Annotated in this window: 13 protein-coding genes and 1 tRNA gene; 9 read left to right on the forward strand and 5 right to left on the reverse strand. The window is 45.5% G+C overall.

Features of this window, described 5'->3' with window-relative positions; all coding sequences use genetic code 11:
- Positions 1-6 precede the first annotated feature (6 nt).
- The 4 genes from MED92_RS04320 to MED92_RS04335 form a co-directional block, all read right to left on the reverse strand.
- The gene (locus tag MED92_RS04320) at positions 7-1,695 is read right to left on the reverse strand and encodes an HAD family hydrolase (RefSeq protein WP_007020279.1); all 1,689 of its coding nucleotides are present in this window, start codon (positions 1,693-1,695) and stop codon (positions 7-9) included.
- Between the two features lie 129 nt (positions 1,696-1,824).
- Positions 1,825-2,775, reverse strand: a complete 951-nt coding sequence (tal, locus tag MED92_RS04325) for a transaldolase (protein WP_154715139.1) — start codon at positions 2,773-2,775, stop codon at positions 1,825-1,827.
- 12 nt (positions 2,776-2,787) lie between these two features.
- Positions 2,788-3,774, reverse strand: a complete 987-nt coding sequence (gene dusA / locus MED92_RS04330) for a tRNA dihydrouridine(20/20a) synthase DusA (RefSeq protein WP_007020281.1) — start codon at positions 3,772-3,774, stop codon at positions 2,788-2,790.
- A 331-nt stretch (positions 3,775-4,105) separates the two neighbouring features.
- Positions 4,106-4,747: a VPLPA-CTERM sorting domain-containing protein gene (locus MED92_RS04335; protein WP_007020282.1), complete on the reverse strand. Its 642-nt coding sequence runs from the start codon at positions 4,745-4,747 to the stop codon at positions 4,106-4,108.
- 622 nt (positions 4,748-5,369) lie between these two features.
- Here MED92_RS04335 and MED92_RS04345 point away from each other — a divergent pair.
- The 5 genes from MED92_RS04345 (at position 5,370) to MED92_RS04365 (ending at position 9,702) form a co-directional block, all read left to right on the forward strand.
- On the forward strand, positions 5,370-5,759 hold the full coding sequence (locus tag MED92_RS04345) for a diacylglycerol kinase (RefSeq protein ID WP_040662106.1): 390 nt from the start codon (positions 5,370-5,372) through the stop codon (positions 5,757-5,759).
- A gap of 95 nt (positions 5,760-5,854) precedes the next feature.
- A complete protein-coding gene (gene gltX, locus MED92_RS04350) occupies positions 5,855-7,357 on the forward strand; it encodes a glutamate--tRNA ligase (RefSeq protein ID WP_007020284.1) in 1,503 nt (500 codons plus the stop codon).
- 206 nt (positions 7,358-7,563) lie between these two features.
- Positions 7,564-7,639: transfer RNA gene (locus MED92_RS04355), tRNA-Ala, on the forward strand.
- A gap of 301 nt (positions 7,640-7,940) precedes the next feature.
- The gene (locus MED92_RS04360; RefSeq protein ID WP_007020285.1) at positions 7,941-8,987 is read left to right on the forward strand and encodes a hypothetical protein; all 1,047 of its coding nucleotides are present in this window, start codon (positions 7,941-7,943) and stop codon (positions 8,985-8,987) included.
- Positions 8,988-9,207: 220 nt separating this feature from the next.
- Positions 9,208-9,702, forward strand: coding sequence for a GNAT family N-acetyltransferase (locus MED92_RS04365; RefSeq protein WP_007020286.1), 495 nt, complete (start codon positions 9,208-9,210; stop codon positions 9,700-9,702).
- Between the two features lie 28 nt (positions 9,703-9,730).
- Here MED92_RS04365 and MED92_RS04370 read toward each other — a convergent pair whose 3' ends face one another.
- Positions 9,731-9,988, reverse strand: a complete 258-nt coding sequence (locus tag MED92_RS04370) for an HlyU family transcriptional regulator (RefSeq protein ID WP_007020287.1) — start codon at positions 9,986-9,988, stop codon at positions 9,731-9,733.
- 330 nt (positions 9,989-10,318) lie between these two features.
- On the opposite strand from MED92_RS04370, the gene MED92_RS04375 reads away from it, so the two are divergent.
- The 4 genes from MED92_RS04375 (at position 10,319) to MED92_RS18395 (ending at position 16,632) form a co-directional block, all read left to right on the forward strand.
- Positions 10,319-11,596, forward strand: a complete 1,278-nt coding sequence (locus MED92_RS04375; RefSeq protein WP_007020288.1) for a sensor domain-containing diguanylate cyclase — start codon at positions 10,319-10,321, stop codon at positions 11,594-11,596.
- Positions 11,597-11,634: 38 nt separating this feature from the next.
- Complete coding sequence (locus tag MED92_RS04380; protein ID WP_007020289.1) at positions 11,635-12,879, forward strand: efflux RND transporter periplasmic adaptor subunit; 1,245 nt, start codon at positions 11,635-11,637, stop codon at positions 12,877-12,879.
- Entirely contained in the window at positions 12,876-14,957 is a 2,082-nt protein-coding gene (locus MED92_RS04385; RefSeq protein ID WP_007020290.1) for a hypothetical protein, read from the forward strand. Before MED92_RS04380 ends, MED92_RS04385 begins: the two co-directional genes overlap by 4 nt.
- Positions 14,958-15,018: 61 nt before the next feature.
- On the forward strand, positions 15,019-16,632 hold the full coding sequence (locus MED92_RS18395; protein ID WP_050764123.1) for an efflux RND transporter periplasmic adaptor subunit: 1,614 nt from the start codon (positions 15,019-15,021) through the stop codon (positions 16,630-16,632).
- The last annotated feature ends 7 nt before the right edge of the window (positions 16,633-16,639 follow it).

Genomic DNA, 16,639 nt, shown 5'->3' on the forward strand with positions numbered 1-16,639 from the left:
GGGCCATTATTTCTGCATGCTGTTTTTTCTGCAGGACAGGATTAGCGCCCAGAATTCTGAGAAATCGTTAACCACAACATCAGGTTTATAGGGATAGCGTTCCGTACCCGGAAAGATCTTATTCAACCAGGGTTGATCCCACTGAGCACCGTTAAAAAATACACTGGTGATGCCCGCCGATTTCGCAGCAATGACATCGGTCGTACTGTCGCCTACGTACCAAATATCCATCCCTAATTCAGTCCGTAGATTTTCCGCCGCTTTCAGAATTTGGTCAGTATGGGGTTTTCGCTGAACGGTATCATCGCCGCAGATTTCCGTATCAAACAGATGGGCCCAGCCTCTGTCTACCGTATTTAGCTCGTAGATAAAGAACTCCCGGTCTCGGTTGGTAATTACGCCAACGACTAATCCCAGCTTACGCAACCCTTCCAGCATATCTTTTACCCGCGCTTCGAAGGGCAGAGCAGTGCCAAAATATTTGCGGTAGTGATCGGTAAAGCCTTTATGGGCCAGCTTCTTGGCGACTTCATTGTCGGCAAACAAAATCTCAAAGATATCGGTGCGAGAGATTTTACGATCCATCTTGATCTTCGGATGCAGGCTCAGATTATCTCTGACGTAATCAACCAGACGTTGGTCATCCGGGGATTTACAGGTAGCTGAATCAACTAGCTGTTCTAACAGCCCCATCTCTTTCAGATCTTTGAGCATATCGTCCACTGCGTGATACATCGCATCCAGGGTATCGACCAGTGTTGCGTGCCAGTCAAAAAGGACGACGCGGGGGTAAGTCAGGTTAACCACTGCCGGGTGCCAATCAGGCTCTTCACGGGGTGGGTTTAACTCACGCGGAGGAAGGCGAGGAGGCCGTTGATCGGCAAGATCAGTATCGATAGTCTCGCTACGGCTTTGCATCACCAGATCGAGTAGTTCATCAAAATCATCAACGATAATATCCGGGTCATATTGATGATGCGCCGATTCAGCAAAGACCTGTTCGAACCAGTTTGGAGTCCATAAAGCACCGTTATAAAAAATACGTGTCACCCCGGCACGGGTGGCAGTCATCATATCGGTAACGCTATCACCTACATACCAGAGATGTTTATCGGCATTCTCATTTAAAGGCTCTGCAGCCTGAGGCATTGAATCAGGGGCGGGTTTATAACGGATCATCTCATCACCGCAAAGGGTGATATCAAAAAGATCCAGCCAGCGGCCATCTTCAACAGCTTCTAGTTCCGGATCGAGAAATTCCCGGCTTCGGTTTGTGACAACACCGATCTTAATGCCTAGCTGTTTGAGATAACTCAGGTACTCGAACATACCTTCCTGAAAGGGTTTAACGCAGCCATAATGGTTCCGGTAGCAATCGTTGTAGGCTTTGTGCGCAATCGCGTTGGCTACATCATTATCGCCAAACAGTACTTCGAAAACGTCGGTGCGGGAGATGCGTTGTTCAGCGAGTACCCGTGGATGCAGGTGGCGATAGATACGAATGTAACGAATCAGCTTTTCGTCATCTTCAGTCGTTGCGCTCTCTTCGGGAAGTATATGTTGGGTCAGATCCAGCTCATCCAACTGGGCTAGCATCTCTTCGATTGCTGCATACATTGCACCGTGGGTATCAACCAGGGTGCCATGCCAGTCGAACAACATCACTTTAGGATAGGGGAGTACAACAGTGTCCATATCTGATCTCCTCAGCCAGGCAGAAACGGGCTCGATAGAGTTCAGTATAGATAAAAGAAATCGTCAGGTAGGAAATCACCCCGGCTATAGATAAACCGGGGTGGTTCAGAACTGGAATATCAGAGCGGGTTAAACTTCAGAAAGGAGTTTCTCAAGTTTAATCTGGTCAGCGGCAAAATTACGGATACCTTCCGCCAGTTTCTCTGTCGCCATTGCGTCTTCATTCATCATCCAGCGGAACTCCGCTTCATTCAGTACCAGGCGGCCCTGATCGGAAGCCGCTGAATCAGCAGATAGCTTGGTTGGCAGTTCATCTGCCGAATCTTCCAGTTCCTGCATCAATGCTGGCGCAATCGTTAGGCGATCACAGCCTGCCAGTTCCTGGATCTCACTGATATTACGGAAGCTGGCACCCATGACGATGGTGTTGTAATCATTAGCTTTGTAATAGTTGTAGATTCCGGAAACCGATTGAACACCCGGATCATTTGCCCCTGTGAAGTCGCCTTCTTCATTGGCTTTGAACCAATCCAAAATACGGCCAACAAAAGGTGAGATCAGGTAAACACCAGCATCCGCGCAAGCGGCTGCCTGAGCAAAGCTGAACAGCAACGTCAGATTACAGTTGATCCCTTCCTGTTCAAGCTCGCGTGCGGCCTGAATACCTTCCCAGGTTGAAGCGATCTTGATCAGGATACGGTCACGGCTAACATTAGAATCTTCGTACAATGCGATAAGCTTGCGCGCGCGCTGAAGAGTCGCTTGAGTATCAAAAGACAGGCGTGCATCAACTTCAGTAGATATACGTCCCGGAATGATTTTCAGGATCTCTTTACCGATCTCAACCGCGAGTTTGTCGGTCATGTTGTCCAGCACTTCCTGCTGGCTTCCACCCTGCTCATCTGCCCAGTTTTTAGCTTTAGTCAGCAATTCAGCATATTGAGGCAGCTGCGCTGCCTTCAGTAGCAGGGATGGGTTGGTTGTCGCGTCAACGGGTTTAAAACGTGCAATCGCTTCAATATCACCGGTATCAGCCACAACGGTCGTAATCTGTTTTAACTTTTCTAACTGATTCATTATCTCTTTAATCCGTTACTCATCGGCTACGCGTTCCAGCGCATTCAGGAGAACTTCTATACCCGCTCCCGGTTTATGCGCATTTTCGCTAATAAAACGGCGGAACTGTTTACCACCGCGTTGTGCATGAAACAGCCCAAGCATATGGCGTACTACATGATTAAGGGGTACACCTTGTTCCATCTGCTGCTCAATATAAGGAACCATGGCCAAAGCCGCTGCTTTACGGCTGATCTTTTCGCTATCAGCGCCATAGAACTCTCGGTCTACATCTGCCAGAAGATAAGGGTTCTGGTAGGCTTCACGGCCTAACATTACACCATCAACATGTTGCAGATGTGTGTGACACTCATCAATCGTTTTTATTCCGCCGTTAATATGAACTTCCAGTTCAGGGAATTCCTGCTTGATCTGGTACACCCATTCATATTTCAGAGGCGGGATGTCACGGTTTTCCTTAGGGCTAAGCCCCTGCAGAATGGCCTTACGGGCGTGAATGATAAAAACCTTACACCCAGACTGGCGTACTGTGTCAACAAACTGGACCAGCTCTTCATAGCTGTCCATGTCATCAATCCCCTGACGGTGTTTTACCGTAACCGGAATATCTACAGCTGCCTGCATCTTCTCCAGACACTCGGATACCAACTGAGGGTGTGCCATCAGGCAAGCCCCGATCATATTATTCTGAACACGGTCGCTTGGGCATCCGACGTTTAGGTTAACCTCATTGTAACCATAATCTTCAGCCATCTTGGTACACTGCGCCAAATCTTCTGGATTGCTGCCACCCAGTTGCAATGCAACGGGTTGTTCTTCGCGGTTATAGCGAAGGAAGCGATCAGCCTCTGCATGGATCAACGCACCGGTTGTGACCATCTCGGTATACAACACAGCGTTTTGGCTAAGAATACGATGGAAATAACGACAGTGACGATCAGTCCAGTCCATCATAGGTGCGACGGTAAAACGGCGGTTCAGGGTATCGGTAGTAGAGCTCATTAAGGTGCAGTTACAACTTTGAATTGAAAATCAGCAGCGATTATACCCTGTCTGGGGATTTTGCGCTGCATCAGGCTGGGTTAAGTGATAGCCAAGCTTCAAAACAGGCCTAGAAAGCTTGTAATTTAAGTAGTCTGTTGGGCCTAGTTTAGGTGAACTGAGAGGTAATTACTGTATTTACAGAGTACCAATATGACTGAGCTTAGATATATGAGATGGATGGCATTTTTGTATTTTAATTGTGCCTTTAAGGTTCTCGAATATCTAAAATGGGGCTATTTCACGATAATAAGTAAGGCCCCTTCGGGGCCTTACTTAATCGTTCATATGATTAAACAGTTTTCTTCCTTCTACGAGAGAAAGCTAAAAGGCCTAAGAGGGCTGAACCGAAGAACCACGCTGCAGCAGGTAGTGGAACGGGTGTTAGGTGTCCCTCTACTGTTGACTCAAGAAAGAAAATGTCAGCTACGCACTTGCTTCCACACCATTTGCTGTCCTTTGGGTTGTCTAACCAGAACTCGACATCAAGAATACCGTCATCATTGATTGAAGAGACATTGAGGTTAAAATCAAAATCCCATGGCGTTGTGTCTTTATTAGGAATAATATCAGCGCCTCCGTTGATATCCCAAATTTGAGAACCACTATCGAAGCTTACGCTCACTTCTTCGCGATAGTCCCATTGGATTAGTCCCCAGAATTTACTTCCACTCGAATCACTTGCTCCGCCATCATCCTTAAAAGTCATGGTGATTTTAGCATCAAGAACTTTATTAGGTGGGATTCCTAAGTACGACAGATCGTGCTGGTAACTGTAGGTATTGTGTTCATAAAGCTTGCCGGAAAGTCCGATTTGAGCGGCAGTTAATGTATCGCTAAACGGCACAACGGTTGCTGCTTGCGAACTATTTGTAATGCCCAAAAAAGCTATGATAGCTAATGCTAGCTCAGAAAGTTTTTGTTTCGAAATCATCAGTTCATCTCTCAATATTTCGGTAAATTAGGCTAGCTGGCTGAATAGAAATACTTTCATATTTTTATAAATATAAAGCAAAATTAAGGCCAATATTTAATCTTTATTTAATTCAATATGTTATGTATTAGCTAAGAACCAATTTTTGAAAATGTGTCGATTTTTTTTACATGGCTAGCAGGGCGGTGTCGGTTTTTTTTACACTGGCCATGCAGAGTGGCTCGTTTAGTTGTTTAAAGGTGGCGGGCAGGACAGAAGCGCCATATTGACGAAGGCCTAATTGATCCAGGCAAGATGATTTTTGGTTTCAAGTTGGATTGAAAAGCGATTATCAACTAAAAGCGGCTTAGTAGAGGGTAGAAATTGAAATTTTAAATATAAAATACTGTAACTTTTTGATTTTACAATGCTCTTAATGAATAAGTCTTTGTGATTTATCACTGGCACAATGGTAAACGGCGGTTCAGGGTATCGGTAGTAGAGCTCATTAAGGTGCAGTAACAACTTTGAAGTGAAAATCAGCAGCGATTATACCCTGTCTGGGGATTTTGCGCTGCATCAGGCTGGGTTAAGTGATAGCCTAGCGTCATTACAGGCGATAGATAAAGGTTTTTTGTTGCAAATGACTGATTCAGACAACGGTTACACCACAAAAAATACAGGCTTTAAACGTTTTTACCATGCTTCCATCTATTCCTGGCAGGGGCTTAAGGCGGCCTATGCTCAAGAGCCCGCTTTCCGCTATGAGGTTTGGGGGAGTGCGGTTCTTATCCCGTTGGCCTTTTTTGTCGCACAAAGCCCGATGCAGCTGGCTGCGTTGATCTCTACCTGCCTGTTAGTACTGGCCTTTGAACTGGTAAATACAGCGATTGAAGCGGTGGTTGACCGTGCCGGAACTGAGTTTCATGAGCTAGCCGGTCTTGCTAAAGATCTGGGCTCCGCTGTGGTTATGGTATCACTTGGGATCGGAGCACTGATCTGGTGGGCGGTTCTCTGGACTAACTTTGCCTGATCTCTGTTCTTCAGCCACTAGATTCTAGTGGCTCGCCACACCCCGCAAGTATATAATTGCGACCATTCTTTTTTATCTGATTTCCAAGGACACCAATGACGACTGTTCGTACCCGTGTTGCACCTTCTCCAACAGGTGACCCTCATGTAGGCACTGCTTACATTGCGTTGTTTAACCTGGCATTTGCCCGTCAGCATGGCGGTCAGTTTATTCTTCGTATCGAAGATACTGACCAGACGCGTAGCACTGCAGAATCTGAGCAGAAGATTCTGGATTCAATGCGTTGGTTAGGCCTGGAGTGGGACGAAGGTCCGGATGTGGGTGGTCCGTTTGGCCCTTACCGTCAGAGCGAACGTAAAGCAGATTATGCAAAATACGCGATGCAGCTGGTGGAAGAGGGTAAAGCGTTTCTTTGCTACCGTACCTCTGAAGAGCTGGATGAACTGCGTGCGGCACGTCGTGCAGCGGGTGGTCACACCGCTCTGAAACAGAGTGACCTGGCGCTGCCTGAAGATGAAGTCGAAAAGCGTAAAGCGGCTGGCGCACCTTATGTGGTACGTATGGTTGTGCCGGAAGGCGAAGGTGCGTGCGAAGTTGACGATATGCTACGCGGTACGATCGAGCTGGAATGGGGCATGGTGGATGCGCAGATCCTGCTGAAATCTGACGGTATGCCAACTTACCACTTGGCTAACGTGGTTGATGATCATCTTATGGAGATCACCCACGTAATCCGTGGTGAAGAGTGGATCAACTCAGCGCCTAAGCACAAGTTGCTTTATGAATACTTCGGTTGGGATATGCCAAAGCTTTGCCATATGCCACTGCTGCGTAACCCGGACAAATCTAAGCTATCTAAGCGTAAGAACCCGACTAGTATTCTGTACTACGAGCGCATGGGCTTCTTGCCAGAAGCACTGCTGAACTACCTGGGTCGGATGGGTTGGTCTATGCCGGATGAAAGCGAGAAGTTCAGCCGTCAGCAGATGTTTGATAACTTCGATATCCAGCGTGTATCGCTGGGTGGCCCGATCTTCGATCAGGAGAAGCTGAGCTGGTTGAACGGTCTTTGGCTTCGTGAAGATCTGGATGCGGCTCAGTTCGCTGCCAAATACCAGGAGTGGGCGCTAAACCCGGAATACCTGATGCAGATCGTACCGCTGATCCAGCAGCGCGTAGAAAAACTGTCTGACGTTGCACCGCTGGCAAGCTTCTTCCTGGCAGGTATGCTGGATATCAGCGAAGCGGACTTTGAACATAAGTCGCTGGAAAAAGACGATATCCGCCGTATGATGCAGTACTCTGTATGGCTGTTGGATACTGAAAACCAGTGGAATAAAGACCGTCTATTCGGCCAACTGAAGCAGCTTTCTGAAGCGATGGGCTTCAAGATCCGCGACTTCCTGTTCCCGCTGTTTATAGCGGTTGCAGGCACTAACCAGACGGTTTCTGTGATGGACTCTATGGCGATTCTGGGTGCAGACATGACCCGTGCGCGTCTTCGTCATGCCCTGAATGTGCTGGGCGGACCTTCTAAGAAGGAAGCGAAGCGCTGGGAGAAAGAGTACCGCGAGCTGAGCAATCAGATCGAAGGTTAATAGGCTCACTGAGTGAGCGCGAAAGTCGGCTAAACCCGGTGGGGTTCAGCCGACTTCAATTTTCCGATATTAGCTGTTCTTAGCTGCTGTTCCCCGAACCAGGCTGAACATACAATATAACCCTTTGAACTCCCTACCTTTTACCTATCGAAAACCTGCTTGACACAAAATTGTCGGCTCATTAATATAGCCTGCACTTCATATATGGGGCCTTAGCTCAGCTGGGAGAGCGGTTCGCTGGCAGCGAACAGGTCAGCGGTTCGATCCCGCTAGGCTCCACCATTCTACGTGGCTTACACGGTTAGCATTTACTAACTGGACAAAAATTATTTTTGTCCAGAGGACAAAAACAAAAATCCCTCCAGATATTAGTCAAGCTTCTTCTGAATATTTATATATATTTCATATGGTTACGGAGTTTTTTTGCTCTTTTTAGCTGTGAGAGAGCGGTTCGCTCTTTTTAAGTGTTCCTAACTATTACGGATATTGCTAAATTAATAATCCCTTATTTTTGTTGGATGCAGAAATATTGATGTTAGCGAAGCTACGCTATTAACAGTTTTTTATGAATGAAAGGGAATCGATGAATAAGGTAAAGCTATACGGGAAAATTAGGGAACTGCTTGTAGATGTTGAAACGCTTAGTATCCCTTTTGTAGAAGTCATGCATATTTTTTCTAGTGAGGCACTAAAGTTCAAAGAATATGATGGCTTTATTCAAGAGCAAACTGTTGATCAACAAAAAAGAGCTAAGATAACTAATCAGATTCAAAACGCCATACGAAAAGAAAAAGAGGCCTACAGACCAAGTCAATTACTGAGGTCCATAATTAACTTTGAGGATCGTCTCGACGAAATTTCGAAATTATTACCAGAAACGAGTAGAAGTTCATCAGGTAAGGTACTAGCAAATTTTCACAATAGTTTGGCTGATTTTTTGCACTCATTTGACAATTACAAGAGTAATGTAACTGTTGGAACTGGCTTCAGCTTAGCGTTGTGCTCTTTAGAGTTGCAAGTATCTTTGAGTATTTTACTACCTCATCTTGCTTCTATGCTGCCAAATAATCAAATTGAGGATGTAGGTGAACGAGTAGAGATTAACTTGTATCTTTCTAATGTAGACTCGTTAGGTGAATTTGGTAAAAAACTGATTGCTGTTGAAGAACTTTATAATGTATTTGTTGAATTGAATGGTGGCAAAGTTACAGAGTCACCAATAGAAATACAAAATATTGAAAATGGTAGTTTGGTTCTTTCAATACTTTCTCTACCTGTTGTTGGTGAAATGTTAAAGCTAACCTTGGGAAGGGCTGCTAGTTATATTCAGGGTGAATATACAAGAAAGGGGCAGATTGAAGGTTTACCGCCTGTAGTATCTTCAATTGAAGGTGTTTTAAGGATTAGTGAGCAACTTCAAAGGAATGGGATTGATACTCAAGAAATTAATGAGGAACTACAAGCAGCAACTGTGAAAATCGCAAGAAACATAAACGCTCTAATTAAAGATCAGCCTTGTGTACAGATTAATGAAGAGTTGCATGATATAGGTGATGACAGAGCCCAGTTGATGATCGAACAAAGCAAGACTATGAGACTTGAAGATCAAAGTTCCCCTGATACTGAATAGAGAGCTTTTTTAATTGCGCTCTTATGCTTTTTATTGCTTATATATCAATTAGATAGGTTTTTGTCCTCGCACCGCTGGCAGCGAACAGGTCAGCGGTTCGATCCCGCTAGGCTCCACCAATTCCTTTTTCCTTTCTAAGTTTGTTTCCTGATCCCGATTTCTGAGATAGATTAAACACCTCATACTTTTCCATGTTATGTGGCATACCCGAGGTGCTTAAATGGACTTTCAGATAAAAGAGATTCAACCCGAAGATGATGCGGCGGTATGCCAGATTATTAAGCAGGTCGGGCAAGAGTTCGGCGCTGTTGGTGAGGGCTATGGGCCTTCAGATGGTGAGGTGATCTGTATGAGCCAGCATTACAGCGATAGTACCGGTAGTCGGTATCTGGTCGCAAAAGTCGATGGAGTCATCGTGGGCGGTGGTGGGATTGCTGCCCTGAGTGGTGCTGAGGATGTGGCAGAGCTCAAGAAGTTGTTTCTGCTGCCTACGAGCAGAGGGATGGGCATCGGCCGCGCTTTAGCTGAAGCCTGCCTGGCGTTCGCGCAAGCACATGGTTATCGCAGTTGTTATCTGGACACGCTCTGCAGTATGAAATCAGCCATTGCCTTATATGAACAGCTGGGTTTCCAGCGGTTAGATCAGCCGTTTGCCAGCTCTGAACATAACGGTTGTGATGTCTGGATGCTTAAAGAGTTAGTGGTAACCGGCTAACTCTTTATTTGTGCAAAGCGGGTAGCCTTCAGCCAAGTACCAGATCACCTTTCTGATCGATCAGCCCTTTGGCTTTCTTATGTGTCAGCTCTACACATGTTTCACGGTCTGCGATGCGATCAACCACCGTGTAGTTTCTCTGACGACCCTTCTTACTAATGACGGCATTAATACGAAAACGGCCAAAGTCTTCTTCAGGTGCCGCGGTAATCGTGTAGCCCTTATAGCGGATTGCGCCTTCTGGAAGCGGCGAAAATAAAGAGGTGATGGAAGAGAGTAAACCCATGGTAGAGATCCTGTGTTGTATTTTTTTTAATCAATACTAAAGGGCTTTTCAGGCTGAAGGGAACGGCTTAAATACCAAAGAAGGTTGGGTAGTAGTCTTTATTAGGTACTAAGGTCTAAGTTAATTGATCGGTGCTTCTATCCTCAATTAAGTGTTAATCATAAAAACATATAACCATAATAATAGTGTTTGAATTATTTGTATAAGTTGTTGTAGTCAGAGCTTTAGTCATCAAAAGAAGATATTCATTTGTTTGAATTTAATCAGTAAAAGCTAATGTTTTCATCTATATTACATTGTGAAGCAGTTAACGCCTTTTAGGAGTACATAATGTTTAGTAAGGGCGATCATAAATTTCTTTATTCTTCTTTAAATTCAATTGGTGCATGTGTTGCTGTAGTTGAGCGTCAAACCAACCATTTCAATCTGATTTCCGGTAACGAACTCTTTGCTGATTTAGTTGGGGAGGAGATTAGTCGGATTGTCGCACGTGAACTCTCCAGTTTTTTGCCTCGCTATGTGGTTAAAGACTTACAAGCGCACTTAAAGGCTTGCTGTGAAGATCAGGAATCTCAAGAATATGAGCAACCGATAGACCTTGAGACAGGAACAACCTGGTGGCGATTTATTCTATCTCCCATTATTAGCAACGAAAATACCATCACCAGGGTAATGATAACGGCCATTGATATTACGGAGAAGGTGGGTCTGGAATCATCACTTCAAACAGCGCATGAGAGGTTCGAGGCGATTATTGAATCCGCCTACGATGGCATTGTCGTCATCAATGGTGATGAAGATATTGAGTATATGAATGAGTCTGCCTGCGATATGTTTGGTTTTGCTAGGGATGAGATCATCAGCAAGAAATTAGACCTTCTTATCCCTAAAAAATATCGTTCTCCGCATAAAGCACATGTAGATGCATTTAAATCTTCACCCATAAAATCGCGTCAAATGCATGCGCGCGCTTCAGTTGTTGGTTTAAGAAAAGACGGAGAAGAGTTTCCTGTTGAGGTCACTATCTCAAAAATTGCTGTTGGAGATGGTTATGAAATGACCGCTGTGATCCGGGATATCTCTGAACGATCTGCTTTAATGGAAGAACTGAGGAAAGCTGCAGTAGAGGATGCGCTAACCAAGACATATAACCGCAGGCACTTAGACCGAATTTTGCATCGGGAGCTAGCGCGTTCGCAGCGGTTTGGTCATACCTTTAGTGTCGTGTTGTTTGATTTGGACAATTTTAAACAGATCAATGATGAATATGGTCACGCGATAGGTGACCAGGTACTGATCAGCTTGGTGGATGCTGTTAACGATCAAATTAGGGAAGTCGATGTATTTGGCCGGTGGGGAGGCGATGAATTTATGTTGGTTCTCCCTGAAACGAATTTGGAAACAGCGACGGTTTGGGCTGAACGGTTCTGGGGATTGGCTGTAGATGAGTTCTTTAATCTGGCCACAACGGATATGGGATATAGCTTTAGTGGGGGGATTACCCAATACCGCGCAGGTGATGATACGGTTGAAAAAATACTTAAACGTTGTGATCGAGCGATGTACAAAGCTAAAGAAAATGGCAGAGCTACTTTTGAGTCTGAATGATATGATGGCTTTTAAGTAACGGATAAGTGAGGCTTTGCTTGAAAGAGGAATTTCAGTGGCTGGATGCTGTCGCGAAGATGATACCCCAATCAATCTCCGCAATTTTATATATACAAGATAAAGAGCAGCTTGATTCTTATTCTGAATTTGTCTGGCCGGATAGCAGGGCAGTGGATGATGAATTAGCAGATTTTTCTTCCTTTGCGCTCAATAAAAACTCCATAACCAGTACAGTGAGCCCTGAAGGTGTTGCCTGTGTTTGTGTGCCTATCAGGAAAACGCGTGAACATGAAATACAGGGTTACATTTGCGTAAAAGCACATAGCTCTGATCCGTCTGCAAAGCCTTTAATAAATCTGCTTGAATGGTCTTCCGTCTGGCTAGCCTGGTTAATCGATAAGCCGAAAGCAACCGCGTCTTCCGAAGATTACAATTCCGACGTTGCTGAATTATCAGAGAAGCACAAACCCTCGACAGTATCTTGGTTAAGATGGGGTGGGGCTGCTTTAGTGTTAATTTGCCTGCTATTTATCCCTATTGAATACCGAGTCAGCCTAGACGCGAGTATCCGGGGGGCAATCGAAGCGCCTGTTGTGGCACCTTTTGATGGGTTTATTGAAACCGCTTTGGTCAAACCAGGAGATAGCGTTGAATTAGATCAGCCCTTGGCAACACTGGATGACAGAAAGCTACAACTGAAGCTAGATAACCTGCAAGGTGAAATTCAGGAGAAGCAGAAGCAGTACCGCAGAGCGCTGGTTGATGGTGAACGGGGTGAAGCTGAGGTTTTAAAGGCCAAGTTACAAAAAGCGAATGCGCAGTTTGCCCTCGCTCAACATCAATTGGATAACTCTGTTTTATTGGCAGGGATGTCAGGTGTCATTGTTGAGGGGGATCTACGGTACTCTATCGGCGCTGCTGTCGATAAAGGTGAGCGTATTTTTCTTATCGTCCCGGAAACCGGGCATAAGGTAGTTTTGGAAATTCCGGAAACAGACTACCGATTTATCAAGCAAGGCCAAAGGGCGGAATTGAAGTTAGCTTCGATCCCTGATCGTGCCTTTGAGGTGGCTTTGTCGGCACCTTCCCCAACCTACATCGCCAAAGATAATCGTCTGGTTTATTTGGTCGATGCCCAACTAAAAGAGGCTGATCTCCTTGCTTTACAGCCTGGCATGCAGGGGATTGCTAAGGTTGATGTTGGGACTGCGACACTTGGCTGGAGCATCTTTCACCATTTTATCGATTGGTTGCGCCTGACGTTCTGGAACTATAAACCATGATTAGTGTGGACCAGCTACCTTCGGAATTTCTACAGAATATCTGGGACAAGCAGATCAGATTAAGACAAGGGGTTCGATTGCAGGCGAATAGCGACGGTCACTTCTTGGTCGCTGATGAAGAAACGGAACGTTATTTTCATTGTAGTGAGCGGGCTTATGAGTATCTCGAAAGCTTACAAAAAGGGATCTCTTTAGCTGAGTTTCAAAAAAGCCATGACCTTACGGTGGATGAGTGTTTAACGATTGAGCCGCTTTTACTCAAACTCATTAACTATAAAATGCTTGATGGTTTGACGCCCGAAAAAGAACAATGGTCATTCAGAAAAATACTCACCCAGCCCATCGCTGTAAAAATCCCTTTATTTAATCCTCAGCGAACTCTCGAAAGCTTCGCTTGGTTAGGGGGCTTTTTATTTAGTTTCAAATTTCTAGCCGTGTTTATCGGCCTGCTAGTGACGGTGATGGTTCAGCTTCCTTCCCATTGGAACGGAGTCTTATCCCATTGGGAAGGGCGTTTTTTTGAGTTATCAAATTGGGTATTGATGGCGTTGGCCTATGTAGTGTTAAAAGCGCTGCATGAGATGGCCCATGGCTTAGCAGTGACCCATTACGGGGGGAGGGTCAAGGAGTTTGGGCTGTTCTTTATCGTTTTTATGCCTCTCCCTTATGTGAATACATCAGCGAGCTACTTGTTTCCAAAGAAAGTTCAGCGGGTGTTGGTGGGTTGTGCAGGCATGCAGGTGGAATTTGCCTTAGCCTTGCTGGCTATTATGGGTTGGATTCACATCGATCCAGGGTTAATGCGCGACTTCCTGTTCAATGTTGCTTTTGTTGGCAGTTTCTCGACGTTGATCTTTAACATAAACCCCTTAATGAAGTTCGATGGCTATTACATTCTTTCAGACCTCACGGGTACAGTTAATTTAAACGAACGATCAAAGCAGATGCTTGGCTCCGCTATGGCTAAATTTCTTTTTGGAATTGAGATAAGTTCAATATCAGCCCGCGGCGAAAGTTGGTTACCTCTTTATGCTGCTATGGCGATTCCGTATCGATTTTTTATCGCTATAACCATAGCGACATACCTGCTGGGTAAATTCTTTGCGTTTGGGGCCATACTAGCTGTTTGGGCGTTATTTTCGATGCTGGTGTTCCCCGTGATTAAAAGCGGAATTAATCTACAGGCTTTAGCGAAAGTTCAGGGAAAAAGCGTACGAGCATGGGCTGTTTTTTTAGGGTTGCTATGTTTTACCTATTTTCTTATCGCGATCGCGAATTTTGATTTCTCCTCAAGCCATCGGTCGCTTGCAACTTTAGCGCCTGAAAGCCAAATTCGTACGGCCAGTGATGGGAAAATAGAGCAAATCCTTATCGCGGATAAAAGCAACATCGATCACTCACAACTGTTTCTGCAGTTAAGCAATCCAGAGTTAGCTGCTGAATTGGCGATAGCAAAAGCAGATCTACGCGAGTTTCAGGCTTCGTTAAGAAAGGTTCAGTTAAAAGACAGGGTAAGGGCGAGCAGTTTGCAGGAACAGATTGAACTGCAGTTGCATAAGGTAGCCGAACTGAAGCAGCAAATCGCTTCTTTAGACGTTTATGTGCCAGGTGCGGGGCAGTTAATTCTGGAACCTTCCATTGCTCAAGGGGCATACCTCTCACGAGGAGATCTGGTGGGTTACCTTTATAAGCCTGGTTTGGTGAGGTTGACCGTGGTCGTGCAGCAACATGAATGGGAACGAATCCAGTCGCAGTTTGAAAGTGCTGAAGTGATTTTTGATAGTGACCCTGCGAAAAGCTATCCCGCTACCTTATTAGATATTAAACCGGCAGGCCGTATTGAACTTCCTTCTCGATTCCTAGGCTCTCAATTAGGAGGTGATATTCTCGTTGATGGTCGTGAAGATAAAGGCACCAGAGCTTTGCAGCCTTTCTTTGAGCTGGAGTTTGTGGTCTACATGAATGGTGTCAATTTCAACCCTGGCCTGGGCATTGTCAGAATTAATTATCAGGAAATGCCTCTGCTAAGTTATATCCTGGCCGATATACATAAAGAAATGCTACAAAAGTTACAGTAGCTACTTTAGTGAGTGTTCATATATTATAAGGTTGCTGAACCAGCAGTATTTAAGGATGTTGATGAAGAGATCATTGGGACTGATTACGCTGTTCGCTGCTGCGAATTTAAGTGCTGAAGAAGCGTTGCCGACCGTGGACTGTGTTATCAGTCCGAGCAAAGTCGTTGATGTGGGAACTGCAGTTTCAGGCGTCATTGAGCGAATTAATGCTGAGTTAGGCCAGCCAGTATCAAGTAACCAACTGTTAGTCGAACTGGAAGCGGGGGTTGAAAAGGCCACAGTTAAGCTGGCAGCCGCTCGAGCATCGATGAAAGCAGACCTTTCTGCTGAACAAGTGAATCTCCGTTACGACCGTCTCCAGGAAAAGCGAGTCGATCAGTTAGCAGCGAAGCAATTAGCATCCTCGCAGAATAAAGATGAAGCCTCTCGTATTAAGCGGCTAAGTTATTGGCGTACAGAGCAAGTAAGAGAAGAACTTCACTTAAGAGAGCTTGAGCTAGAGCGGGCAAAGGCTCAACTCGAAGAAAAACGAATCTACTCGGTTATTGATGGTGTAGTTGCTGAGCAATTCAAACAAGAGGGCGAGTATGTAGAAGACCAGCCTATCTTGCGTTTGGTTCAGTTAAACCCGCTACATGTTAATGCGGTATTTCCGATGGAACATTACCCACGCATACAAGTGGGGATGCAGGCAGAGGTTTTTCCCGAAACCGATCAAAAGCAGGGCTATCCGGTTGTCGTCGAGCGGATAGATCCCCTGGGTGATGCCGCCAGTGGTACTTTCGGGGTTCGATTATCGCTGGACAACACTGAGGCTGCGTTACCCGCAGGTTTAAAGTGTTTCCTGCAAGTTGATGAACACGCCGTCGCCGATGCTCAACCCAATCAGAAAGAACCCTCTCCGGTAGCTGAGACGATGACCGCTCCTGAGCAAGCGAACTCTAATCAATTAGCGAAAAGCTCCACGCTAGAGGCTAAGGAGCCGGAAAATCACTCTTTGGCTGAAGCAGCGGTCATTGAAGTACCTAATACAGATTTGAAAAACAGCAGGGTTGAAGACAGTCTACAAGGAGGCACGATGAATGTAGCTGATCAACCGGCTGATATGCCCGTCACAACTGAGGCTACTCAGGACACAGCCGTAGCCTCCGTCTCAAGTGAAACTCCACAGGAAAAACAAAAGGTCGATTCGGCAATTAAAACGGCGGACAATAAGTCGGTTACAGAGCAGCCCAAAGAGCCAGTAAGCCAGCAGCATGAAGCGGTAGTCGTACTAAATGATCAAGTATTTGGCCCATTTAGTGATAAAGATCAGCTATCTGGTCTGACGCGCCAGTTAGAAGGCGCTCAAGTCGACTATTCTGTTAAAGAGGAGCGATCATTAGTGACAAAAGGCTATATCGTCCTCTCTTCCCCAGATTATCAACTGCGACCAAGCCAGTTGTACCGTGCTTTTCAGGAAAAAGGTGTAACCGATATGATGCGCCTGCCCAGAAAAAGCTATCAGGGGCGTATCTCATTTGGAACCTATAAAGGCCCTGTTCAGGCCTCTAAGCGTAAAAATGAGCTTGCGTTGTTGGGCATTAATACTCAACTGGTCGAGCGTAAGCGCGAAGTTTCAGCCTATTGGGTAAACGTGCCCCGATTGCCAGCGGATTTGGCGATTAAGCAATAAAAGTGAG

This window comes from Neptuniibacter caesariensis, assembly GCF_000153345.1.
GTDB lineage: Bacteria > Pseudomonadota > Gammaproteobacteria > Pseudomonadales > Balneatricaceae > Neptuniibacter > Neptuniibacter caesariensis.

Excerpts from the sequence above, each read along its gene's own strand:
- MED92_RS04335 (WP_007020282.1), bottom strand. The coding sequence starts at position 4,747 with ATGATTTCGAAACAAAAACTTTCTGAGCTAGCATTAGCTATCATAGCT.
- MED92_RS04375 (WP_007020288.1), top strand. The coding sequence starts at position 10,319 with ATGTTTAGTAAGGGCGATCATAAATTTCTTTATTCTTCTTTAAATTCA.
- gltX (WP_007020284.1), top strand. The coding sequence starts at position 5,855 with ATGACGACTGTTCGTACCCGTGTTGCACCTTCTCCAACAGGTGACCCT.
- MED92_RS04365 (WP_007020286.1), top strand. The coding sequence starts at position 9,208 with ATGGACTTTCAGATAAAAGAGATTCAACCCGAAGATGATGCGGCGGTA.
- MED92_RS04370 (WP_007020287.1), bottom strand. The coding sequence starts at position 9,988 with ATGGGTTTACTCTCTTCCATCACCTCTTTATTTTCGCCGCTTCCAGAA.
- dusA (WP_007020281.1), bottom strand. The coding sequence starts at position 3,774 with ATGAGCTCTACTACCGATACCCTGAACCGCCGTTTTACCGTCGCACCT.
- MED92_RS04320 (WP_007020279.1), bottom strand. The coding sequence starts at position 1,695 with ATGGACACTGTTGTACTCCCCTATCCTAAAGTGATGTTGTTCGACTGG.
- MED92_RS04385 (WP_007020290.1), top strand. The coding sequence starts at position 12,876 with ATGATTAGTGTGGACCAGCTACCTTCGGAATTTCTACAGAATATCTGG.
- MED92_RS18395 (WP_050764123.1), top strand. The coding sequence starts at position 15,019 with ATGAAGAGATCATTGGGACTGATTACGCTGTTCGCTGCTGCGAATTTA.
- MED92_RS04345 (WP_040662106.1), top strand. The coding sequence starts at position 5,370 with ATGACTGATTCAGACAACGGTTACACCACAAAAAATACAGGCTTTAAA.
- MED92_RS04360 (WP_007020285.1), top strand. The coding sequence starts at position 7,941 with ATGAATAAGGTAAAGCTATACGGGAAAATTAGGGAACTGCTTGTAGAT.